At 63.1% G+C, this 20348-nt stretch carries 19 protein-coding genes; 12 read left to right on the forward strand and 7 right to left on the reverse strand.

Features of this window, described 5'->3' with window-relative positions; translation table 11 throughout:
• The 8 genes from VOI29_RS10695 to sigJ all read left to right on the forward strand — a co-directional run.
• Positions 1 to 1134: sulfoacetaldehyde acetyltransferase (locus VOI29_RS10695; protein ID WP_323778600.1), on the forward strand; the 1134-nt coding region annotated here is incomplete at its 5' end.
• Between the two features lie 5 nt (positions 1135 to 1139).
• Positions 1140 to 1886, forward strand: coding sequence for a sulfite exporter TauE/SafE family protein (locus VOI29_RS10700; RefSeq protein ID WP_323778602.1), 747 nt, complete (start codon positions 1140 to 1142; stop codon positions 1884 to 1886).
• Positions 1887 to 1898: 12 nt separating this feature from the next.
• Positions 1899 to 2987, forward strand: coding sequence for an acetate/propionate family kinase (locus tag VOI29_RS10705; RefSeq protein WP_323778604.1), 1089 nt, complete (start codon positions 1899 to 1901; stop codon positions 2985 to 2987).
• A gap of 84 nt (positions 2988 to 3071) precedes the next feature.
• Positions 3072 to 5894, forward strand: coding sequence for a molybdopterin oxidoreductase family protein (locus VOI29_RS10710; RefSeq protein ID WP_323778606.1), 2823 nt, complete (start codon positions 3072 to 3074; stop codon positions 5892 to 5894).
• Between the two features lie 79 nt (positions 5895 to 5973).
• Positions 5974 to 6792 carry a 4Fe-4S dicluster domain-containing protein gene (locus tag VOI29_RS10715; protein ID WP_323778608.1) on the forward strand — a complete coding sequence of 273 codons (819 nt, stop codon included), beginning with the start codon at positions 5974 to 5976 and terminating at the stop codon, positions 6790 to 6792.
• Positions 6792 to 7679 carry a dimethyl sulfoxide reductase anchor subunit family protein gene (locus VOI29_RS10720; protein WP_323778610.1) on the forward strand — a complete coding sequence of 296 codons (888 nt, stop codon included), beginning with the start codon at positions 6792 to 6794 and terminating at the stop codon, positions 7677 to 7679. Before VOI29_RS10715 ends, VOI29_RS10720 begins: the two co-directional genes overlap by 1 nt.
• A gap of 120 nt (positions 7680 to 7799) precedes the next feature.
• Positions 7800 to 8261 carry a carboxymuconolactone decarboxylase family protein gene (locus tag VOI29_RS10725; RefSeq protein WP_323778612.1) on the forward strand — a complete coding sequence of 154 codons (462 nt, stop codon included), beginning with the start codon at positions 7800 to 7802 and terminating at the stop codon, positions 8259 to 8261.
• Complete coding sequence (gene sigJ, locus VOI29_RS10730) at positions 8258 to 9199, forward strand: RNA polymerase sigma factor SigJ (protein WP_323778613.1); 942 nt, start codon at positions 8258 to 8260, stop codon at positions 9197 to 9199. Before VOI29_RS10725 ends, sigJ begins: the two co-directional genes overlap by 4 nt.
• Positions 9200 to 9271: 72 nt before the next feature.
• Here sigJ and dapA read toward each other — a convergent pair whose 3' ends face one another.
• On the reverse strand, positions 9272 to 10144 hold the full coding sequence (gene dapA / locus VOI29_RS10735) for a 4-hydroxy-tetrahydrodipicolinate synthase (RefSeq protein ID WP_323778615.1): 873 nt from the start codon (positions 10142 to 10144) through the stop codon (positions 9272 to 9274).
• A 139-nt stretch (positions 10145 to 10283) separates the two neighbouring features.
• On the opposite strand from dapA, the gene VOI29_RS10740 reads away from it, so the two are divergent.
• The gene (locus VOI29_RS10740; protein WP_323778616.1) at positions 10284 to 12242 is read left to right on the forward strand and encodes a lytic transglycosylase domain-containing protein; all 1959 of its coding nucleotides are present in this window, start codon (positions 10284 to 10286) and stop codon (positions 12240 to 12242) included.
• On the opposite strand, the gene VOI29_RS10745 is transcribed toward VOI29_RS10740, so the two are convergent.
• Positions 12216 to 13106 carry a DMT family transporter gene (locus VOI29_RS10745; protein ID WP_323778618.1) on the reverse strand — a complete coding sequence of 297 codons (891 nt, stop codon included), beginning with the start codon at positions 13104 to 13106 and terminating at the stop codon, positions 12216 to 12218. The two genes, VOI29_RS10740 and VOI29_RS10745, sit on opposite strands and share 27 nt — an antisense overlap.
• Complete coding sequence (gene mnmD / locus VOI29_RS10750) at positions 13103 to 13771, reverse strand: tRNA (5-methylaminomethyl-2-thiouridine)(34)-methyltransferase MnmD (protein ID WP_323778620.1); 669 nt, start codon at positions 13769 to 13771, stop codon at positions 13103 to 13105. Before mnmD ends, VOI29_RS10745 begins: the two co-directional genes overlap by 4 nt.
• 58 nt (positions 13772 to 13829) lie before the next feature.
• Here mnmD and VOI29_RS10755 point away from each other — a divergent pair, with 58 nt between their 5' ends.
• A complete protein-coding gene (locus tag VOI29_RS10755) occupies positions 13830 to 14870 on the forward strand; it encodes an FAD-binding oxidoreductase (RefSeq protein ID WP_323778622.1) in 1041 nt (346 codons plus the stop codon).
• Between the two features lie 110 nt (positions 14871 to 14980).
• Here the strand turns inward: VOI29_RS10755 and VOI29_RS10760 are convergent, their stop codons facing one another.
• From VOI29_RS10760 to VOI29_RS10775, 4 genes are all read right to left on the reverse strand, one after another.
• Entirely contained in the window at positions 14981 to 15523 is a 543-nt protein-coding gene (locus VOI29_RS10760; RefSeq protein ID WP_323778623.1) for an NAD(P)H-dependent oxidoreductase, read from the reverse strand.
• 174 nt (positions 15524 to 15697) lie between these two features.
• On the reverse strand, positions 15698 to 16357 hold the full coding sequence (locus VOI29_RS10765; RefSeq protein WP_024091193.1) for an OmpA family protein: 660 nt from the start codon (positions 16355 to 16357) through the stop codon (positions 15698 to 15700).
• A 136-nt stretch (positions 16358 to 16493) separates the two neighbouring features.
• The gene (locus VOI29_RS10770; protein ID WP_323778624.1) at positions 16494 to 17183 is read right to left on the reverse strand and encodes a YafY family protein; all 690 of its coding nucleotides are present in this window, start codon (positions 17181 to 17183) and stop codon (positions 16494 to 16496) included.
• Positions 17184 to 17455: 272 nt separating this feature from the next.
• Positions 17456 to 18325, reverse strand: coding sequence for a bifunctional helix-turn-helix domain-containing protein/methylated-DNA--[protein]-cysteine S-methyltransferase (locus VOI29_RS10775; protein WP_323778625.1), 870 nt, complete (start codon positions 18323 to 18325; stop codon positions 17456 to 17458).
• 159 nt (positions 18326 to 18484) lie between these two features.
• Between VOI29_RS10775 and nth the strand changes: the two genes are divergently transcribed.
• Both nth and VOI29_RS10785 read left to right on the forward strand, forming a co-directional pair.
• Entirely contained in the window at positions 18485 to 19129 is a 645-nt protein-coding gene (gene nth, locus VOI29_RS10780) for an endonuclease III (RefSeq protein ID WP_024091196.1), read from the forward strand.
• Between the two features lie 145 nt (positions 19130 to 19274).
• Entirely contained in the window at positions 19275 to 20267 is a 993-nt protein-coding gene (locus VOI29_RS10785) for an adenosine kinase (RefSeq protein WP_323778628.1), read from the forward strand.
• The last annotated feature ends 81 nt before the right edge of the window (positions 20268 to 20348 follow it).

Below are 20348 nucleotides of genomic sequence, written 5' to 3' on the forward strand. Positions count from 1 at the left end.
ATCCCCGCGTCCATGGCCCTGGCCGAGCGTCTCGACGCCCCGGTTTGTGTTGGCTACCAGCACAACGACGCCTTCCCCGGCTCGCACCCGCTGTTTGCAGGCCCGCTGGGCTACAACGGTTCCAAGGCCGGTATGGAGCTGATCTCCAAAGCGGACGTTGTGCTGGCCCTCGGTACCCGCCTGAACCCGTTCTCGACCCTGCCCGGCTACGGTATCGACTACTGGCCGACCGACGCGAAAATCATCCAGGTTGACATCAACCCGGACCGCATCGGCCTGACCAAGAAAGTCACCGTGGGCATCGTCGGCGATGCAAAATCGGTTGCAAACACCATCCTCGGACAACTGGCGGACACCGCAGGCGACGCAGGCCGCGAAGAGCGCAAAGCCCTGATCTCGCACACCAAATCTGCCTGGGCCCAGGAACTGTCCTCGATGGACAGCGAGCAGGACGATCCCGGCACCACCTGGAACGAACGTGCCCGCGCTGCCAAGCCTGACTGGCTGTCGCCGCGCCGCGCATGGCGTGCGATCCAGGCCGGCCTGCCGAAAGATGCGATCATCTCCTCGGACATCGGCAACAACTGCGCCATCGGCAACGCCTACCCGTCGTTCGAGGACGGCCGCAAATACCTGGCCCCCGGCCTATTCGGCCCCTGCGGTTACGGCCTGCCGGCGGTAGTCGGCGCGAAAATCGGCTGCCCGGACGTTCCGGTTGTCGGCTTTTCCGGCGACGGCGCCTTTGGTATCGCAGTGACCGAACTGACCGCAATCGGCCGCGAAGAATGGCCCGCAGTGACCCAGGTTGTGTTCCGCAACTACCAGTGGGGCGCGGAAAAGCGCAACTCCACCTTATGGTTCGACGACAACTTCGTCGGCACCGAGCTGGACACTCAAGTGTCATATGCCGGTATCGCCAACGCCTGCGGCCTGAAAGGCGTTGTAGCCCGCACCATGGACGAGCTGACCGAGGCGCTGCGCCATGCCTGTGAAGATCAGAAGAAAGGCATTACCACCCTGATCGAAGCGATGATCAACCAGGAACTGGGTGAGCCCTTCCGCCGTGACGCAATGAAGAAACCTGTCGCCGTTGCTGGAATCAGCAAAAGCGACATGCGTCCGCAGCAGGTCTGAACCTGATGCCCCTGCCCTTTGACCTTTCAATGGGCCAGGGAGCCTATTTGGCCGCCGCGTTATTCGCGGCGGCCTTGATCCGCGGCTTTTCCGGCTTCGGGTTTTCTGCGATCTTCATCATTCTGGCCGCGCTGACCACCAATCCGCTGCCGCTGATTCCGGTAGTGTTTTCCTGCGAAATCGCCATGACTGCCTTTCAGGCGCACGGCATCCGCCCGCATATCGACTGGCGCCGCGCCTTTGCCCTGCTGGCAGGTGCCGCGGTTGCCACGGTTCCCGCCATCGCCATCATGGCCCGGCTGGGAGAGTATGAGGCGAGGCTGGCGATCTCATGCCTGATCCTGGCCTTGAGCCTGGTTCTGCTGAGCGGCTGGCAGCTGGAACGCCCGGTCGGGCGCAACGGAACTGTAGGCGTCGGTGCCATTGCGGGCATCGCCAACAGCGCCGGTGTCGGCGGCCTGCCTGTCGCAGCCTTCCTGACGGCACAGCCGGTTCCGCCTGCAGTATTCCGCGCCACGATGATCGTGTTTCTGACCGGTATCGACCTGATGGCGCTGCCGGTGATGGCCGCAAATGGATTGGTGGGTCCGCAAACGCTGACCGGCATCCTGCTGGCCTTTCCCATTCTGGGCCTCGGCATCTGGGCCGGGTCCCGCAGTTTCAAGGCGGTCCCGCACAGGCTGTTCCGCCGTGCGGTGGTGCTGATGCTAACTGCCTTTTCGCTGATCAATATCGCCAAGCTTGCGGTCTGAAAGAAACTCACCATGCAAAACATTCTCGTCGTCAATGCCGGTTCCTCATCCATCAAGCTGGCAGTATTCGGTGAAACGCTGAATGCGCTGCTGACAGCCGAGGCCTCCGGCATCGGCGGCTCCGGCATGCTGCGGGTGGGAGATGAGACGGCTACTGCCAGCCTGACAGATCATGCGAGGGCTTTTGAACTGCTGATGAGCCGCCTTGATTCACAGGGGCTTGGTACTTCCAGCTTTGCTGCTGCCGGGCACCGCGTCGTGCATGGCGGGGCGGCGCTGACCCGCCCGGCACTGGTGACACCGCAGATCCTGGCGGAAATCGACCAGTGCAGCCATTTGGCGCCGCTGCACAACCCGCATCATGCCTCGGCGATTCGCACCCTGTCAGACCTGATGCCCGGCACCCCGCAAGTCGCCTGTTTTGACACCGCCTTTCACGCCGGAAATCCGGATGTGGCTATACGGTATGCCGTACCCGAAGACTGGCGGCGCAGCGGCATCCGCCGCTACGGGTTTCACGGGCTGAGCTACGAAGCGCTGGTGCGATGCCTTCGTGAAACAGGCTCTGAGGCGCTGCCACGGCGGCTTCTCGCCTGCCACCTGGGCAACGGTGCCAGCCTTTGCGCTATTGCCGATGGACAAAGCGTGGCCACCACCATGGGCTATTCCCCGCTGGAAGGGCTGACGATGGGCACCCGTGCGGGCGGCATTGATGCCGGGGCGGTGCTCGACCGCGCCGAACAGACCAGCATCACCGCAGTGCGCAAAGATCTTCTGCACCGCTCCGGCCTGCTGGGCCTGTCCGGCCTCAGCCCCGACATGCGCGCGCTGCAGGATGCTGGAACTAAAGCAGCCAGTTTTGCAATCGATCATTTCTGCTATTGGGCCGCGCGCCATGCAGGCTCAATGATCGCAGCAATGGAAGGCATCGACGCCATCGCCTTTACCGGCGGCATCGGTGCGCACTCTGCCCCTGTCCGCGGCAAAATCCTCCGGCGGCTGGCCTGGACCGGCCTGCCGGACAGTGCAGTTCATGTCATCCCGGCCGACGAAGAACGCCAGATCGCTTTGCATACACAGGCAAAACTGCAGGTAAAATGAAAAATAATTATCATATCCGGTGAAAATACGGAACAAAGTCCTCACTATCCAAAAAACTGCCCCGAACCGCAACTGGACCCGCCCATGACCCATCAGCAGCCAATCCTGAACACGTCGCCCAAGGTCTCGGACGAGATCCGGCAGACCACCTGTTACATGTGCGCCTGCCGCTGCGGCATCAATGTGCATATGAAAGACGGCAAGGTTGCCTATATCGAGGGCAATCGTGACCACCCGGTGAACAAGGGTGTGCTCTGCGCCAAAGGGTCGGCCGGCATCATGCAGGTCAACGCGCCGTCGCGGCTGAAGGCGCCGATGATCCGCACCGGCCCGCGCGGCTCGGGGCAGTACAAGGAAATCTCCTGGGACGAGGCGCTGGCGATTGCTGTGGGCTGGCTGGAGCCGGTCCGCCACGAGGCCCCCGAACAGCTGGCGTTTTTCACCGGCCGCGACCAGTCGCAAAGCTTCACCAGCTTCTGGGCGCAAAGCTTCGGAACCCCGAACTATGCCGCGCACGGCGGGTTTTGCTCGGTCAACATGGCGACGGCGGGCATCTACACCATGGGCGGCGCGTTTTGGGAATTCGGCCAGCCCGACTGGGACCATACCAAGCTGTTCATGCTGTTCGGCGTGGCCGAGGACCATGACTCTAACCCGATCAAGATGGGTCTGGGCAAGATCAAGAAGCGCGGCGCCCGGGTGATCGGCGTGAACCCGATCCGATCCGGCTATAATGCAATTGCGGATGACTGGGTCGGCATCACACCGGGCACCGACGGGCTGTTCATTCTGTCGTTGATCCATGTGCTGATGAAGGCCGGCAAGATCGACCTCGATTACCTCAGCCGCTACACCAACGCGCCAGTGCTGGTGAACGCCTCCGAAGGACCGGACAACGGCCTGTTCCTGCGCGATGAGGACGGCAAGATGCTGGTCATCGACCGCACCACCGGCAAGCTGACCCCGTTCGACCAGCCCGGTGTGCGGCCCGACCTTTCGGCGGTCTATGAGAAAGACGGCGTCACCCACCGCCCGGTATTCCACCAGATGGCGGAGCGCTATCTGGCCGATGAATACGCGCCCGAAGCCATCGCAGACAAATGCGGTATCCCGGCCAGGCGGATCCGCGCCATTGCCGGCGAGCTGGCCCGCGTCGCCTTTGACGAGGCCTTTGAGCTGGACGTCGAATGGACCGACTTCCGCGGTGAAAAGCACAGCAAGATGACCGGCCGCCCGGTCTCGATGCACTCGATGCGCGGTGTGTCGGCGCATGCCAACGGCTTTCAGACCTGCCGTGCGCTGCATGTGCTGCAGATCCTGCTGGGCACCGTCGAAGTCCCTGGCGGCTTCCGCTTCAAGCCGCCCTACCCCAAGCCAGTCGAGGCACACCCGACCCCGCATTGCAAGGCAAGCCCCGACACCCCGCTTGACGGCCCGCACCTGGGATTTGTGCGCGGCCCCGAGCACCTGGCGCTGAAAGGGGACGGCAGCCCGGCTCGGATCGACAAGGCGTTCACCTGGGAAAACCCGATGTCAGCGCATGGTCTCATGCATATGGTGATCTCCAACGCGCATGCGGGCGACCCTTACAAGATCGACACGCTGTTCATGTATATGGCCAACATGTCGTGGAACTCCTCCATGAACACCAAAGGTGTGATGGAGATGCTGACCGACAAGGATGAGAACGGCGCTTACAAGATCCCGCATATCATCTATTCGGACGCCTATTCGTCGGAGATGGTGGCCTTTGCCGACCTGATCCTGCCGGACACCACCTATCTGGAGCGCCACGACTGCATCTCTCTCTTGGACCGTCCGATCTGCGAGGCGGATGCGGCGGCGGATGCGATCCGCTGGCCGGTGATTGAGCCGGACCGCGACGTGCGCGGCTTCCAGACAGTGCTGATCCAGCTCGCCAACCGGATGAAGCTGCCGAACTTCACCAACGAGGACCGCACTGCCAAATGGAAGGATTACGCCGACTATATCGTCAACCATGAGCGCAAACCGGGCATCGGCCCGCTGTCCGGTTTCCGCGGTGAAGACGGCAGCAAAACCGGCCGCGGCGAAGTGAACCCCGAGCAGCTGAAACAGTACATCAAAAACGGCGGCTTCCATGTGGCCCACATCCCCGAGGAGGCAGGATATTACAAACCCTGGAACACCGCCTATCAGGACTGGGCGGTGGGCATGGGGATCTATGACAGCCCGCAGCCCTATCTGTTCCAGCTGTATGTGGAGCCGATGCGCAAGTTCCAGCTGGCCGCCGAAGGCCATGGCGACCGCCAGCCGCCGGAGCATCTGCGCCAGCGGGTAAAAGACGTGATGGACCCGCTGCCGATCTGGTACGAGACTGACCAGCAGGGCAACGAGGGCTTCACCGTCAACGCGCTGACCCAGCGCCCGATGGCGATGTATCACTCCTGGGGCACTCAGAACGCCTGGCTGCGCCAGCTGCACGGCCGCAACCCGCTGTATGTTCCGACCAAGCTGATGCAAGAGAACGGGCTGCAGGACGGCGACTGGGCCAAGGTCTCCTCTCCGCATGGTGAAATCACTGTGCCGGTGATGGAAATGGCAGCGCTCAATGAAAATACCGTCTGGACCTGGAACGCGATCGGCAAGCGCAAGGGCGCCTGGGCGCTGGAAGTAGACGCGCCAGAGGCCACCAAAGGCTTCCTGCTCAATCACCTGATCCACGAGCTCTTGCCGCCCAAGGGAGACGGTATGCGGTGGGCCAACTCGGATCCGATCACCGGCCAGGCGGCCTGGTTCGATCTGAAAGTCAAAATCGAAAAAGCCGCCGCCCCGGCAGACCTGCAGGAAAGCCAGCCGGCCTTCCCCGCTCAGGAGTCGCCCGTTGGTACTGGCCCGAAAGAACTGAAGTGGAAAGTAGGCAAATGACGGGCGCAATTTTCTTCGAAGAAAATTGCCAGGAAAATTCGAATTTTCCTGGCTCCGCAAGCCGCAGACGGAGTACGCAATGACTGAGCTTCCCGCCAAGACCGACCGCAAGATGGGTCTGGTCATCGACCTGGACACCTGCGTCGGCTGCCATGCCTGTGTGATTTCCTGCAAAGGCTGGAACACCGAAAACTATGGTGCCCCCCTGTCGGACCAGGATCCTTATGGCAGCGACCCTTCGGGCACTTTCCTGAACCGGGTGCATTCCTATGAGGTGAAGCCAACACCCTGCAGCAGCCAACCGGACCCGGCGGCGCAGCTGATCCATTTCCCCAAGTCCTGCCTGCACTGCGAGGACGCGCCCTGCGTCACCGTCTGCCCGACCGGCGCAAGCTACAAACGGGTCGAGGACGGCATCGTGCTGGTGAACGAGGATCACTGCATCGGTTGCGGCTTGTGTGCCTGGTCCTGCCCTTACGGTGCACGCGAGCTGGACCTGGCAGCAGGCGTGATGAAGAAATGCACGCTCTGTGTGGACCGGATTTATAACGAAAACCTGCCGGAGGTGGACCGCGTCCCGTCCTGCGTGCGGACCTGTCCGGCGGGCGCGCGCCATTTCGGTGATCTGGGCGACCCGGACAGCGATGTCTCCAAGCTGGTGGCGGAGCGCGGCGGCATCGACCTGATGCCGGAGATGGGCACCAAGCCAGTGAACAAATACCTGCCGCCCCGGCCCAAGGACACGATTGAAGACGAGATCGACATCCTCGCCCCGCTACTGGTGCCGGTCGCTGAAGAACCCCTGGGTTTCCTGGCCTGGCTCGACAAGGCACTCGACAAAATTCCAAGCCAATCGTCAGGCCAATCATCAGGCCAATCATCAGGGGGGGCGAACTGATGCATCCTGCACCATCCGTCATCATCTTCACCACCCTGTCGGGTCTTGGCTTTGGCCTGCTGACATTCCTCGGCCTCGGCCAGCCCGCGGTGAGCGGCACCATTGCCTTTGCCTTCTATGCCATTGCCTTTGGCCTGGCCTGCGGCGGCCTTCTGGCCTCGACCTTTCACCTGGGCCGCCCGGAACGCGCCTGGCGCGCTTTCTCTCAGTGGAAGACCAGCTGGCTTAGCCGCGAGGGCGTCTGCGCCGTTGGCGCCCTGAATGTGATGGGTCTTTATGCGTTTGGCGCCGTGTTCATGGACAGCCACTGGACGTTGCTGGGCTGGATCGGCGCCGCTCTCAGCCTTGCAACCGTCTTCACCACCTCGATGATCTACACCCAGCTTAAAACCATCCCGCGCTGGAATATGGAGCTGACCCCGGCGATGTTCCTGTCCTTCAGCCTGGCAGGCGGCGCTCTGCTGGCCGGGGCCGAGGCTGTGGCGCCCTGGCTGCTGGCCATCGCAGGTGTTGTGCAGTTGGCCTATTGGGCCAAGGGCGACCGCGCGTTGGAGGCCTCCGGCACCGACATCGGCACCGCCACCGGCCTAGGTGATCGCAGCGCGGTACGTGCCTTTGAACCACCGCATACCGGGTCGAACTACCTGTTGCGCGAATTTGTGCATGTTGTGGGCCGCAAACACGCCCAAAAGCTGCGGATGATTGCGTTTGTGCTGGGGTTTGCCCTGCCGCTGCTGCTGATCCTGACCCCGGTTCAGGGCGTTGTGATCAAACATCTTTTTGCAGCCCTTGCGGTCCTTTCGCACATCGCAGGCACCGCCGCATCGCGCTGGCTGTTCTTTGCACAGGCCGAACATGGTGTCGGCCTTTACTACGGTAAACGCTGACAAGTTCCGAGGTGCCCATTGCGGCGCCCCGGTTTATTTTGGGTCTTTTTCCAACGCCATGTCACAAACACCCCTGCTGCCTCGTCCTGTTTCTGAAGCCATCTGTAAAGGAACAGAAAGATGACCCAGCGCCTCGACTACTTCGCCACTGCCCCGGACTTGTTTCAGCCGATGCTGGCCCTGGAAGCCACGCTCAAAGACAGCGGGCTGGAACACAGCCTGATTGAATTGGTGAAACTTCGGTCCTCGCAAATCAACGGCTGTGCGTACTGCATTCACATGCACACGCATGAAATGCGCGCGAAGGGTGAGAGCGAAGACCGGATGCATCTCCTGAATGCCTGGCGGGAGTCCTCGCTCTATTCCGCACGGGAACAGGCCGCGCTGGCCTGGACAGAGGCTCTCACCAGGATTGAGGCCACCGCCGCGCCGGACTCGGATTTTGATTTGATCGCACAGCAGTTTTCCCCGCGGGAACAAGCGGCACTGACATTGGTGATCTCGACCATCAACGCCTGGAACCGGATTGCAATCGGATTCCGCACCCCGCATCCTGCCGCGCAGGAGGCAAGTGCCGCGTGATTGCAAACCCAAAATCAGATGACGCCGATGCGTTTCTGAAGGCGCGGCCGCGATTGTTCGCGGCCGCTTACCGGATGCTGGGCAGCGTAAGCGACGCCGAGGACATCCTGCAGGACGCCTATCTGCGCTGGCAGGCAGCCGCGCCTGCACAGGTGCAGGATCCGGTCGGCTATCTGATGCGGATCACCACCCGTCTGTGCCTGGACCAGCTGAAATCAGCTCGCGTCCGGCGCGAATCCTACCCCGGCGAATGGCTGCCCGAACCCATTCTGACAGAAGACGCGACCGAGCTTTTGGATCACGATGTCACCGTTGCCCTGCTGCTGGCACTGGAACTTTTGTCGCCGCTGGAACGTGCAGCATTCTTGCTGCACGACATTTTTGAGGGCGCCTATGAAGACATCGCCGCCGCCCTGAACCGCTCCCCCGAGGCCTGCCGTCAATTGGCCGCACGGGCGCGGCGCAAGGTGCAGCAGCTGCCGCCAAAGGAACCGGAACGACCGGAACAGGGCCAGGAACTGGCCGAGGCCTTCTTCCGCGCCTCCCGCACCGGGGACATGGCCTCCTTAACCCGGATGCTGACGCAGGACGTTCAGCTGATCTCTGATGGCGGCGGCAAGGCCATGGCCGCGCTCAACCCGATCTACGGTCGGGAGAAGGTGCTGCGCCTTATTGAGGGCATTGCTCGCAAGTTCGATCAGGCTACTCCTGACCGCTGGCGGCTTTGCCAGTTAAACGGCCTGCCTGCCATCCTGCATCGGGCAAAGGACGGAATCCTGCAGGCCACATCCCTGGAAATCAGGGAGGGCCGGATTGCTCGCGTGTACGTGACCCGCAATCCCGACAAGACGCGGCATCTGGCGGGCGCACTGGATGGAAACGGGCCGGGAGGGGCCAGCCCCTCTTGCCCTAAGGGGCAATTCACCCCGGAGCATTGAAGGCCAGAATGTAGCAAACAGGACGGCACTCCATCGGAGGCCGCCCTAGAACTTGCAAAAGTGTTTTGAGGCTTACAGCAGGCCGGCGTGCCCCATGGCGGCGTCGATGGCAGCCTTGGTGCTGTCTTCCAGCGTCGTCAGCGGCGAGCGGACCTCTTCACTGCACATGCCGAGTTTCGACAGGCCATACTTGGCACCGGCCAGGCCCGGCTCGATGAAGATTGCCTCATGCAGCGGCATCAGTTTATCCTGATAGGCGAGCGCCGAAGCATAATCGCCTGCGAGGGTCGCGGCCTGGAATTCGGCGCAAAGCTTCGGTGCCACGTTGGCTGTTACCGAGATGCAGCCAACCCCGCCATGGGCGTTGAAACCCAGCGCAGTGGCGTCTTCACCGGACAGCTGCAGGAAGTCCGCACCGCAGGAGGCACGCTGCTGGCTGACACGGGCCAGATCGCCGGTGGCATCCTTGACACCGACAATGCGCGGCAGCTTGGCCAGCTCGCCCATGGTGGCCGGGGTCATGTCGACCACCGAGCGGCCCGGGATGTTGTAGATGATGATCGGCAGATCCGCGCAGTCATGGGCTGCAATAAAATGCTGCAGCATCCCGCGCTGAGTCGGTTTGTTGTAATAGGGGGTCACAACCAGCGCCGCATCGGCACCGACCTTCTTGGCATACTCGACAAAACGAATCATCTCGACGGTGTTATTGGAGCCCGCACCGGCAATCACCGGCACCCGGCCGGCTGCCGCCTTGACCGTTTCCGCGATGACCAGCTCGTGTTCCTCATGGCTGAGCGTCGGGCTTTCGCCGGTGGTGCCGACCGGCACCAGGCCAGTGGAACCTTCGGCAATCTGCCATTCCACCAAGCGTTTGAGCGCATCCAGATCCAGCTCGCCGTTCGAAAACGGGGTGACGAGTGCTGGCATAGAGCCTTTGAACATGGGCACGCTCCCTTTGCTGCAGGTGCAGGCGGCAATCCGCCGCCGTCAAGATATAGAATGCCGGGGATTTAAGTTGCTACCGGCACGCCAATGAGTAACGTTCAAGCCTCTATCCCCGGACTGCTGGAAAATGCAAGAGATGACACGCATCCTGGCCCTTATTCTGCTTATCTCGGCGGCCCTGCCCGGGTCGCCTGCCTTGGCGCGCGGCCTCGGGTCCGCCCTGGATCTGATGCGGGCAGAGAAATGGGATCTGGCCGTCCGCGAGGCCGGGCAGCGGCATAGCACCGCCCGCGATATCATCGAATGGCACCGGCTGCGGGCCGGTCTGGGCTCTGCCCGCGACGTGGTGGCGTTTCTTGAACGGCGGGGGGATTGGCCCGGCCTCGCCTATCTGCGGCGCCGGAACGAGGATGCCATTGCCGCAGCCGGCGGCGATACCATTCTGGCCTTTTATGCGGATGAACGCCCGCAGACCGCCGAAGGCGCGCTGAGCCTGGGCAAGGCGCTGATTGCGACCGGGCGGCGCGGTGACGGCGAGGCGGAAATCGTGCTCGCCTGGCGCACCAAGGCCATGGGCAGCACCATCCAGAGCGCGTTCCTGCGCGATTTCGCCAAACTGCTGAAACCGCATCACACGGCACGGCTGGACCGGCTGTTGTGGGACAATCATCTGGTCAGCTCCAAACGGATGCTGGCGCTGGTACCCGATGGAGAACGCAAACTGGCGGAGGCACGCATCGCCCTGCAGGAACGCGCGCCCGGAGTCGATGCCAGGATCGAAGCCGTGCCGGAGCGGCTGAAAGGATCCGCTGGCCTTGCCTATGACCGGTTTGCCTGGCGTGACGGCAAGCGGCTGCAGGATGGTGCCATTCAGATGCTGCTGGAGCGCAGCACCAGTGCCGAAAAACTGGGCGAACCCGCCAAGTGGCTGCGCCGCCGCAGCGATTTTGCACGGCAGGTCATGCGGGACCAGGACTACGAACGCGCCTATCAGCTGGCCGCTTATCATTTCTCCTCGCCCGAAGACGGGTATGGCTATTCCGACTGCGAATGGCTGGCTGGCTATATCGCGCTGCAAAAGCTGCACGACCCGGAGCTGGCGGCGGTGCATTTCCAGCGCTTCCTGGCCTCGGTCGAAACCCCGATTTCGATCGGCCGCGGCGGCTATTGGCTGGGCCGCGCCTATGCGGCGATGGGTCAGCCGGACAAGGCGCATGGGGCCTATGCCAGGGGCGCGGAATATCAAACGTCTTTCTATGGGCTGCTGGCGGCCGAACAGCTGGGCCGCCCGTTTGATCCGGCGCTGGTAAAACCGGCTGATTTGCCAGATTGGCGCCAGGCCGCCTTCGCCAAATCCTCGGTCACCGAGGCCGGTCTGCTGCTGCTCAAGGCCGGTGATCTTGCACTGGCCGAGCGGTTCCTGACGCATCTGGTTGAAACTCTGCCGCCGGTGCAGGCGCGCCAGCTGGGGCAGATGGCGGTAGAGCTGAACGAACCGCATCTGGCAGTGATGATCTCCAAACGCGCCGCCCGCGGCGGGGTGGAGCTGGAAGGGGCCTATTACCCCTTGCACCCGGTGGCACAACGGCAATTACCGATGGCCGAGGAAATGACCCTGGCCATCGCCCGGCGCGAAAGCGAGTTCGACCCGGCGGTGATCAGCCATGCCGGCGCGCGCGGGCTGATGCAGGTGATGCCTGCCACAGCCGAACTGGTCGCGACCGAACTGGGCATTCTGGCCGGCCACAAGACCTCCCGCCTGACCGCAGAATGGGACTATAACGCCAAGCTGGGAGCCAATTACCTGGCCGGGCTGGCCGGCAGATTCCGCGGCAATGTGGTGATGATGGCGGCAGGCTACAATGCCGGGCCGCACCGGCCCACAGCCTGGATGCAACGCTACGGCGATCCGCGCGACGGCAGCCCGGACATCATCGACTGGATCGAGCACATCCCGTTCAACGAGACCCGCAACTACGTGATGCGGGTCACCGAGAGCCTGCCGGTCTACCGGGCGCGGCTGGGTAAGTCTCCCCTGCCCGTCCCGTTCTCGCAAGAGTTGCGCGGCTCAACCCTTCACGCGTTCGCGCCATAGGGTGAACAGGCCGGCCGCTATGATGATGCCGGCGCCGATGGCGACATTGGTGCGGACCACCTCGCCGAACACCGCCAGGCCCAGCATCGCCGTCCAGATCAGATGGAAATAGGCAAAAGGCTGCACGGCGCTGGCCTCGGCCATCTCGTAGCACTTGATCAGCAGCCAATGGCCGGTCACGCCGGACACGCACAACAGCGCCATCCAGAACCAGTCGGTCTGGCTCATCGGTTCCCAGTACCAGATGCCAATGGCAGTCATGAAAACCATGCCGGCAACCCCGGTCCAGAAGAAGCTGGTGGCGGTGCTGTCCTGACGCGCCGCATAGCGGGTGACCAGCCCGTAGACGGCAAACATCAGCGCCGAGACAAACGGGATGATTGCTGCCGGGTTGAACACGCCCATGCCCGGCTGCAGGATGATCAGCACGCCGATCAAGCCGACGCCGATAGCCGCCCAGCGCCGCCAGCCGACGCTTTCGCCCAGCACCGGCCCGCTGAGGGCCGCCACCAGCAGCGGATAACAGATGAACACCGCCTGGCTCTCGATCAGGCCCAGCACGGTGAAGCCGTAAACCGCCACGCAGATTTCACCAACCAGCAGCACACCGCGGAATATCTGCAGCCATAGCTGATCGGTCCCCGCGGCAGCCCGGATGCCGCCCGGTGCGCGCGCCGCCAGGAACATCACAAAGGCGGCAAAGAACCAGTAGCGCACCATCACCACCATGTAGGTGTTGTAGGTGCCCGCCAGATGGCGCGAGATACCATCCTGCAATGCAAAGACAACCGTCGCGGCAATCATCAGAAGAATGCCCAGCGGAACATTGTTGATCTGGGCCCGGGCCGGGGCTGCCTGTGTCATGGCTTCACTGCCTTTGTCATATGCCGCTTGCGCCCGTAGCCGGGGATGCGGGTTACCTCAAATCCTGCTGCCTCCAGCCCGCGGCGCACAAAACCTGCCGCTGTGTAGGTCGCCGCTGAACCGCCCGGCGCAGTATGCACCGCAACCTGAGACATCAATGCTTCCTCCCACAACTCGGGGTTCTTGGCCGGAGAGAACCCGTCCAGAAACCAAGCATCCGCCTGCCCTGTCCACTCCGGCAGCGACACGCGCGCGTCGCCGGCAATCACCTCCAGTTGCAAGCCGCCCAGATCGCAGGTGCCGCTGCCTTGCCATTTCTTTAGAAACCGTTCTGCCCAAGGGGCAACCGCGGGGAAAGCCTCCAGCGCCTTGGCCATATCGGTAGGTGCCATTGGAAAGGCCTCGAAACTGGTGAACCGCAATGGCCCCGCCTGCCCTGCTGCCTCCCAGGCGCGCCAGGCGGCCAGCATGTTCAAGCCGGTGCCAAAGCCCAGCTCGGCGATACGGAATCCGGACGAAAACCGCGCGGGCAGATCATTGCCGGCCAGAAACACATGCTCCGTCTCCGCCAGCCCGTCCTGGATTGAAAAATAGGGATCATCGAACTGATCCGACACCGGCACGGTGCCATCGCGCCAGCTGAGGCGGGCCTGCTGGTCTGCCATGCTATAATCCCCTAAGTGGTTGTCCGGAACGGCGCGACACTGGCGAAAGGATCCGCAAATGGCAATGGCAGATGTAACGGTGCGCGGGGCTGGAATTTTCGGCCTGTCAATCGCCTGGATATGCGCGCGGCGCGGCGCAAGAGTCCAGGTTGTGGACCCGTTCGGCGCCGGTGCCGGCTCCAGCGGCGGCCTGGTCGGCGCGCTCGCCCCGCATGTGCCGGAGAACTGGAACCCCAAGAAACAGTTCCAGCTTGAAAGCCTGCTGATGGCCGGAAGTTTCTGGGCCGGGGTCGAGGCCACCGGCGGCGTTTCCCCTGGCTATGGCCGTACAGGGCGGCTGCAGCCCATTAATGACGCGCGCGCGCTGGAGCTTGCCCGGCAGCGCGAAGTGACGGCCCGCGAGTTATGGAATGACGCAGCCGAATGGACTGTCTGCAAGGCGGACAGCCTGGGGCCTTGGGTGCCGCCCAGCGCAACGGGCTATATCATTCACGACACTCTCAGTGCCCGGATGCATCCCCGCCGGGCTTGCGCGGCGCTGGTCTCTGCCCTGGCAGTCATGGGGATCAAAGTGCAGTTGGAGGCCCCCGATCAGGGCAAAGTGGTCCATGCCAAAGGCTACGCCGGTCTGTTGGAACTGAACGCGGCATTTGGCAAAACTGTGGGCGGCGGCGTCAAGGGCCAGGCCGCGCTTCTGCGTTTTCACGAGGGCGCGGTGCCGCAGCTTTATGCCGATAGCCTGCATATCATCCCGCACGCAGACGGCACCTTGGCGATCGGCTCCACCAGCGAGCGCGAATTCGAGGATGGCAAGACCACCGACCCACAGCTTGACGATATCGTTGACCGCGCCCGCATTGCGGTACCCGTGCTGCACGGTGCCGAAGTGATCGAACGCTGGGCCGGCGTGCGCCCCCGCGCCAAATCCCGCGCCCCGATGCTGGGAGCCTGGCCAGGCCGTGACGGCCATTTCATCGCCAACGGCGGTTTCAAGATCGGCTTTGGCATGGCCCCAAAGGCAGCCCATGTGATGGCAGACCTGCTGCTTGACGGCATGGACAGCATCCCCGAAGGGTTCCGCGTAGAAGACAACCTCTGAACCACGCACCGAGCCGCCAGTTGGCCGGTCAAGTACGGCGCCAGCTGCCGCGCGGCGCGCTCAAGCGCCTGACCTGCCCTCGTCGGGCAACTTACGGCGCGAGGCAGGCCTCAGCAGCTGAGTTCGGCCCGCAATTTCTGCATCAGCTTCGTCAGCGCCGCCTCGTATTGCGCGCTGATCAGACGGCCGGCTTCATCGAACTCCTTGCTGGACCCTGCCAGATGCACCCCCGGACCGGACAACACCCGCGGCTGGAACGGCACCAGAAAGCCGCGCAGCAACGCCTGCGCCTGCTCGCCCCCCGCCCGGCCGGCCGCGGCCGACATCACCGCCACCGGCTTGTCCGCCCAGGGGTTGCCTTCGGTGCGGCTCACCCAGTCGAGCGCGTTTTTAAGAACGCCGGACGGGCCTTTGTTGTATTCCGGGGTAGAGATCGCCACCGCATCCGCCGCAGCAATCTGATCTGACAACTTTTGGACTGCAGGCGGGATGCCCTCTGACACCTCCGCATCGCCGTCGTAAAGCGGCAGGTTCAGACCCGCCTCAACGACCGACGCAGGCCCGAACACCCGGACCGCCTCTGCCAGCAGCTTGCGGTTGGTGGCCTCGCGGCGAAGCGAGCCGGAAATGGTGATCAATACGGGGTCGGCCATTGGGGGTTTTCCTTCTGTTTGCATCTCTGTTGCGCCCATCATGTATGAAGCGGCCCGTGCCGGGAAACAGCGATTGCCGCGCAGGCGATGTGCGGCGGCATGGTGCCCGCCGCGGGCACAAAACAGCCCGCCCCACCGGGGGACGGGCTGCACATTCTGCTGTCAAGTGCCGGATCAGGCGGCCTGCGGGATCACCACCACCTCAACCCGCCGGTTGCGGGCCTTGCCCTCCGGGGTCAGGTTCGAGGCCACCGGCTGCGCCTCGCCGCGGCCGATGATGCGCATGCGGTGATAGGGCACACCGCCGGCCTGGATCTGACTGGCCACCGCATTGGCGCGGCGCTCGGACAGGCCCTGGTTATAGCCGGCATCGCCATCGCTGTCGGTATGGCCGATCACCTGGATAGTGCTGTTGGGATAGCGCACCAGGCTGTCGGCGACACGGCGCAGGTCGCCCTGCACGGCCGGCGCCACTGCGGCACTGTCGGTGGCAAAGGTCAGATCGTTCGGAAAGGACAGGATCAGCCGGTCACCGGTATTGACGATGGTAATGCCGTCATTAGCCAGGGTCTGGCGCAGCTCGCGCTCCTGCGCGTCCAGCTGGTTGCCGATCACCCCGCCGGCAGTTGCCCCGACCAGCGCGCCAGTCACCGCCCCCAGGCCACGGTCCGAGTCATTGGCGATGGCGCCGACGCCAGCGCCGATAATGCCGCCAAGGACCGCGCCTTTCTGGGTTTTGCTGCCCGGCGTGCCGATGGTAGCCGGATCGGTGCAGGCGCCAAGACCCAGTGCTGCGGCAACAATACCTGCCGTGGTGAGTTTCATCTGCATCATCAAATTGCCTTCTGTTTTCTCAGCCCCGGGCAACGCCCGGCATTCTGCACGAATATCGGGATGCCGCGCCGCCATCTCAAGGCAGGATCACCCTGAATGCGCGAAATACCGCGCAAAAACCGCCTGAACTCCCCCTTCAAGGTGCAAAAGCAAAGTCCCAGCCTTCCTGCTCCATCCACAGTTTGCGAAGGGTGCCGGCTTGCGGGGCGAACCCGCCGTCCAGCATCTCTGCCGCGAACATCCGGTCGGTGCGGAAATGGCGGAAACCGCCGCGCAGCTCGCACCAGGCGGCCAGCATCGTGCATTCAATGTGATAGATCAGCGCCAGCGGACGCAGGATGCGGCTGGTCTCGCCGCGTTCCGGGCTGACATAGGTGATCCGCAGCTTGCGGCTGTCGCGAACCGCCTTGCGCAGCAGCGCTTTGGACACACAGCCCAGCTCCGGATCATCCAGCGGCGCGCCCCAAGGCGCCACCTGCAACCAGTCGGCGGTAGCATGCACGTCCTTGATCTTGTGGCTGACCCTTTCCGCGGCCTTTTGCAAAGAACCGTCCCCCGTGCGGATCAGCATCGCCAGGCCGACATGCAGTGCCTCCAGCTCCTCTTCGTCGAAATTCAGCGGCGGCAGGTCATAGCCCTTTCGCAGCATATAACCGATCCCGGCCTCTCCCTCGACCGGGGTGCGCATCGCCTGCAAGGCAGAGATATCGCGGTAGATTGTGCGTTTGGAAACCTCCAGCTTCTCTGCCAGGTCCTCGGCCCGTACCGGGGCTGGGGAGGATCGCAGGATCTGGATGATTTCAAACAAGCGGCCGGTGCGCGGCATGGTCAGGCTCCAGTGACAGTCTGCTGACACCCTAGCACAATCCGCTGACAACAGGCTGTCAGCAGTGGTCTGTTTTTCTGGGTCTCCGAAAAGGAGACACACCATGCTGACCTATGAATGGATTTCCATGATCACCCTGGGCAAGGACCGCTGGAATACGCAACAGGACCAGCCAAAACCTTATGAGGCGGAACGCGAAGCCGCCCGCCAGCGGCACGCAGACCGGGACGCGGCCAAGCCGTCAGGCCCCCCCGGTCTGCTGCAGCGCCTGTTCAGCCGGCAGTGCGCATATCATCTGCCGCAGCCTCCTCGTCCCGTGCCGCCTCATAAGCAAGCATCGCGCGTTTGACCGGCAGCCCCCAATGGTATCCGCCCAAGGCCCCGGACTTGCGCAAGGCACGGTGGCAGGGGATCAGCCAGCTCACCGGGTTGCGCCCCACTGCCGTTCCGACAGCACGCACCGCTTTAGGCGAGCCAATCGCCTGCGCCAGCTCGGAATAGGTTGTGACATGGCCGGACGGGATGCGCAGCAGTGCCTCCCAGACCTTGATCTGCAAGGGCGCGCCGATCATGTGCAGCGCGGCCTCGCCTTTTTGCGCAAAAACCGCCTCAGCCAGCGGGCGCAGGGCTGAAGGATCCTCCACAAATTCCGCCTGCGGCCACCGCGCGCGCATATCTGCCATAGCCGGTTCCGCCCCGGTTTCGGCGGCGAACCCCAGCCCGCAAATGCCTTTTTCCGTGCCCATCACCAGCGCCAGGCCAAACGGGCTGTCAAACCAGCCCCAGAAGATCCGCAGGCCATCCCCCTTGCGGGCATATTCGCCGGGGCTCATTGCCTCCCAGCGCAGGAACAGGTCATGCAGCCGGCCGGAGCCCGAGAGCCCCACCGCATGCGAGGCTTCCAGCGTGGTGAACCGTTCGCGCAGCAACGCCTTGGCATGGCCCAGCCGCAGATACTGCTGGTAGCGCTTCGGCGAGACACCGACCCACGCGGAAAACAGCCGCTGGAAATGTGCCGGGCTCATATCCATGCGGGCGGCCAGCTGCTCCAGCGTCAGATCCTCGCCGCCATCGTCGATCAACTCAATCGCCCGGCGCATGACGCCGTAATGATAGGTATTTTCCCGCGTTTCGATATTCATCGGCCCAACCCGTTCTGACTTGGTACCAAAGTAAGGCGCGCGCCTCTGGTAAGCGACCCGAAACTTGCGGGTTTCATTCCTGAGCGGGTCAGGGGCCGGCAAGATAGCAGGTGCAATTTCAATTGCTCTTTAAGGTCTGACCTGTACATAAGCGCTGCCATGGCAAAGCAACTCGACTATCATACGCTCCGCGAGATCTTTACGCGGTTCCAGGCAGCTGAGCCCGAACCCAAGGGCGAACTGGAGCATGTCAACGCCTACACGCTGGTGGTGGCGGTGGCGCTGTCGGCGCAGGCAACTGATGCCGGTGTGAACAAGGCCACCCGCGCGCTGTTCAAGATCGCCGACACTCCGCAGAAAATGCTGGATCTGGGCGAGGAACAACTGATCGAGCATATCAAGACGATCGGCCTTTACCGCAACAAAGCCAAGAACGTAATCAAACTGTCGAAGATCCTGGTGGAGGACTACGGCGGCGAGGTCCCGAATTCCCGCGCAGCCCTGCAATCGCTGCCGGGTGTGGGCCGCAAAACCGCCAATGTGGTCCTCAACATGTGGTGGAAACAGCCAGCGCAGGCGGTGGACACCCATATTTTCCGGGTCGGCAACCGCTCCGGCATTGCCCCGGGCAAGGATGTGGACGCCGTGGAACGCGCGGTCGAAGACAATATTCCGGCGGATTTCCAGCAGCACGCCCATCACTGGCTGATCCTGCACGGCCGCTATCACTGCAAGGCGCGCAAGCCGATGTGCGGCAGCTGCCTGATTCGCGATCTGTGTATGTTCGAGGACAAGAACCTGTGACCGGCAGCGGCATTCCGTCCGGCGATATTGCAGCGGCTGGCGCTACCCATCCGGTCTTCCCCTTAGGGATGGCAGGCCGGGCCCTTCATTCAGACAAGCCCGCCGGACACTAGCCCGGCGCAACTTCCCCCGAGGAGGACAGTATATGACCAAAACCTATCAGCTTGTCGGCATCGGCAATGCCGTTGTTGATGTGATCGCGCAGTGCGAAGACAGCTTCCTGGCTGACCAAGGCATCGAAAAAGGCATCATGCAGCTGATCGAGCGCGACCGCTGCGAGGATCTCTATGCTGCGATGGGCAACCGGGTGCTGACTCCGGGCGGCTCGGTCGCCAATACCATCGCCGGCGCCGGCGCGCTGGGGCTCCAGGCCGCCTTCATCGGCCGGGTCCGTGACGATGCTCTGGGGAAATTCTATGCCGACGCGATGAACAACGAAAGCGTTGACTTTGTGAACCCGCCGGTTGCGGATGACGAACTGCCAACCTCGCGCTCGATGATTTTTGTCTCTCCCGACGGCGAGCGATCGATGAACACCTATCTGGGCGTCTCGTCTGAGCTGGCGTCGGACGACGTGCCGCAGGACGTCGCCGGCAATGCGCAGATCATGTTTCTGGAGGGCTACCTGTTCGACAAGGACAAGGGCAAGACTGCCTTTCTGGAAGCTGCCCGCGACTGCCGTGAAGGCGGCGGCAAAGTTGGCATTTCTATCTCCGACCCATTCTGCGTCGAGCGGCACCGGGCTGATTTCCTGAACCTGATCGGCGAAGAGCTGGATTTCGTGATCGGCAACCAGGATGAAATCCGCGCCCTGTTCAAAACCGGCGACCTGGAAGAAGCAATGGCCAAGACCGCAGCGATCTGTCCGCTGGTGGTCTGCACACGTTCCGGCGACGGGGTCACCGTGCTGAACGACGGTGTGCGCATCGATGTCCCGGTCGAAGCCATCGTACCCGTCGATGCCACCGGCGCGGGCGACCAGTTCGCCGCCGGCTTCCTGTTCGGCATGGCGACCGGGCGCAGCATGGAAACCTGCGCGCGGATGGGCTGCATCTGTGCAGGCGAAGTGATCCGCCATATCGGCCCGCGCCCGGAAACCAATGTTCTGCACCTGCTCAAGGAAGCCGGGCTGGCATAATTCTGGCCGGGCATTCCCGCCCGTCGCAGCAGCACCTGACGGTGCAATGTCTCCCGTTGGGGGTGGCGCGGATCGGCAAAG

The sequence above is a fragment of the Leisingera sp. genome (assembly GCF_034669605.1).
GTDB lineage: Bacteria > Pseudomonadota > Alphaproteobacteria > Rhodobacterales > Rhodobacteraceae > Leisingera.

What these genes read in the sequence shown, in the direction of transcription:
- mnmD (WP_323778620.1), bottom strand. Translation starts at nt 13,771, where the DNA reads ATGGCAGACCAGCAGGCCCGCCTCAGCTGGCGCGATGGCACCGTGCCG.
- VOI29_RS10725 (WP_323778612.1), top strand. Translation starts at nt 7,800, where the DNA reads ATGACCCAGCGCCTCGACTACTTCGCCACTGCCCCGGACTTGTTTCAG.
- nth (WP_024091196.1), top strand. Translation starts at nt 18,485, where the DNA reads ATGGCAAAGCAACTCGACTATCATACGCTCCGCGAGATCTTTACGCGG.
- VOI29_RS10770 (WP_323778624.1), bottom strand. Translation starts at nt 17,183, where the DNA reads ATGCCGCGCACCGGCCGCTTGTTTGAAATCATCCAGATCCTGCGATCC.
- VOI29_RS10740 (WP_323778616.1), top strand. Translation starts at nt 10,284, where the DNA reads ATGACACGCATCCTGGCCCTTATTCTGCTTATCTCGGCGGCCCTGCCC.
- VOI29_RS10755 (WP_323778622.1), top strand. Translation starts at nt 13,830, where the DNA reads ATGGCAATGGCAGATGTAACGGTGCGCGGGGCTGGAATTTTCGGCCTG.
- VOI29_RS10745 (WP_323778618.1), bottom strand. Translation starts at nt 13,106, where the DNA reads ATGACACAGGCAGCCCCGGCCCGGGCCCAGATCAACAATGTTCCGCTG.
- VOI29_RS10760 (WP_323778623.1), bottom strand. Translation starts at nt 15,523, where the DNA reads ATGGCCGACCCCGTATTGATCACCATTTCCGGCTCGCTTCGCCGCGAG.
- VOI29_RS10715 (WP_323778608.1), top strand. Translation starts at nt 5,974, where the DNA reads ATGACTGAGCTTCCCGCCAAGACCGACCGCAAGATGGGTCTGGTCATC.
- VOI29_RS10785 (WP_323778628.1), top strand. Translation starts at nt 19,275, where the DNA reads ATGACCAAAACCTATCAGCTTGTCGGCATCGGCAATGCCGTTGTTGAT.
- VOI29_RS10775 (WP_323778625.1), bottom strand. Translation starts at nt 18,325, where the DNA reads ATGAATATCGAAACGCGGGAAAATACCTATCATTACGGCGTCATGCGC.
- VOI29_RS10705 (WP_323778604.1), top strand. Translation starts at nt 1,899, where the DNA reads ATGCAAAACATTCTCGTCGTCAATGCCGGTTCCTCATCCATCAAGCTG.
- VOI29_RS10710 (WP_323778606.1), top strand. Translation starts at nt 3,072, where the DNA reads ATGACCCATCAGCAGCCAATCCTGAACACGTCGCCCAAGGTCTCGGAC.
- dapA (WP_323778615.1), bottom strand. Translation starts at nt 10,144, where the DNA reads ATGTTCAAAGGCTCTATGCCAGCACTCGTCACCCCGTTTTCGAACGGC.
- VOI29_RS10765 (WP_024091193.1), bottom strand. Translation starts at nt 16,357, where the DNA reads ATGATGCAGATGAAACTCACCACGGCAGGTATTGTTGCCGCAGCACTG.
- VOI29_RS10720 (WP_323778610.1), top strand. Translation starts at nt 6,792, where the DNA reads ATGCATCCTGCACCATCCGTCATCATCTTCACCACCCTGTCGGGTCTT.
- VOI29_RS10700 (WP_323778602.1), top strand. Translation starts at nt 1,140, where the DNA reads ATGCCCCTGCCCTTTGACCTTTCAATGGGCCAGGGAGCCTATTTGGCC.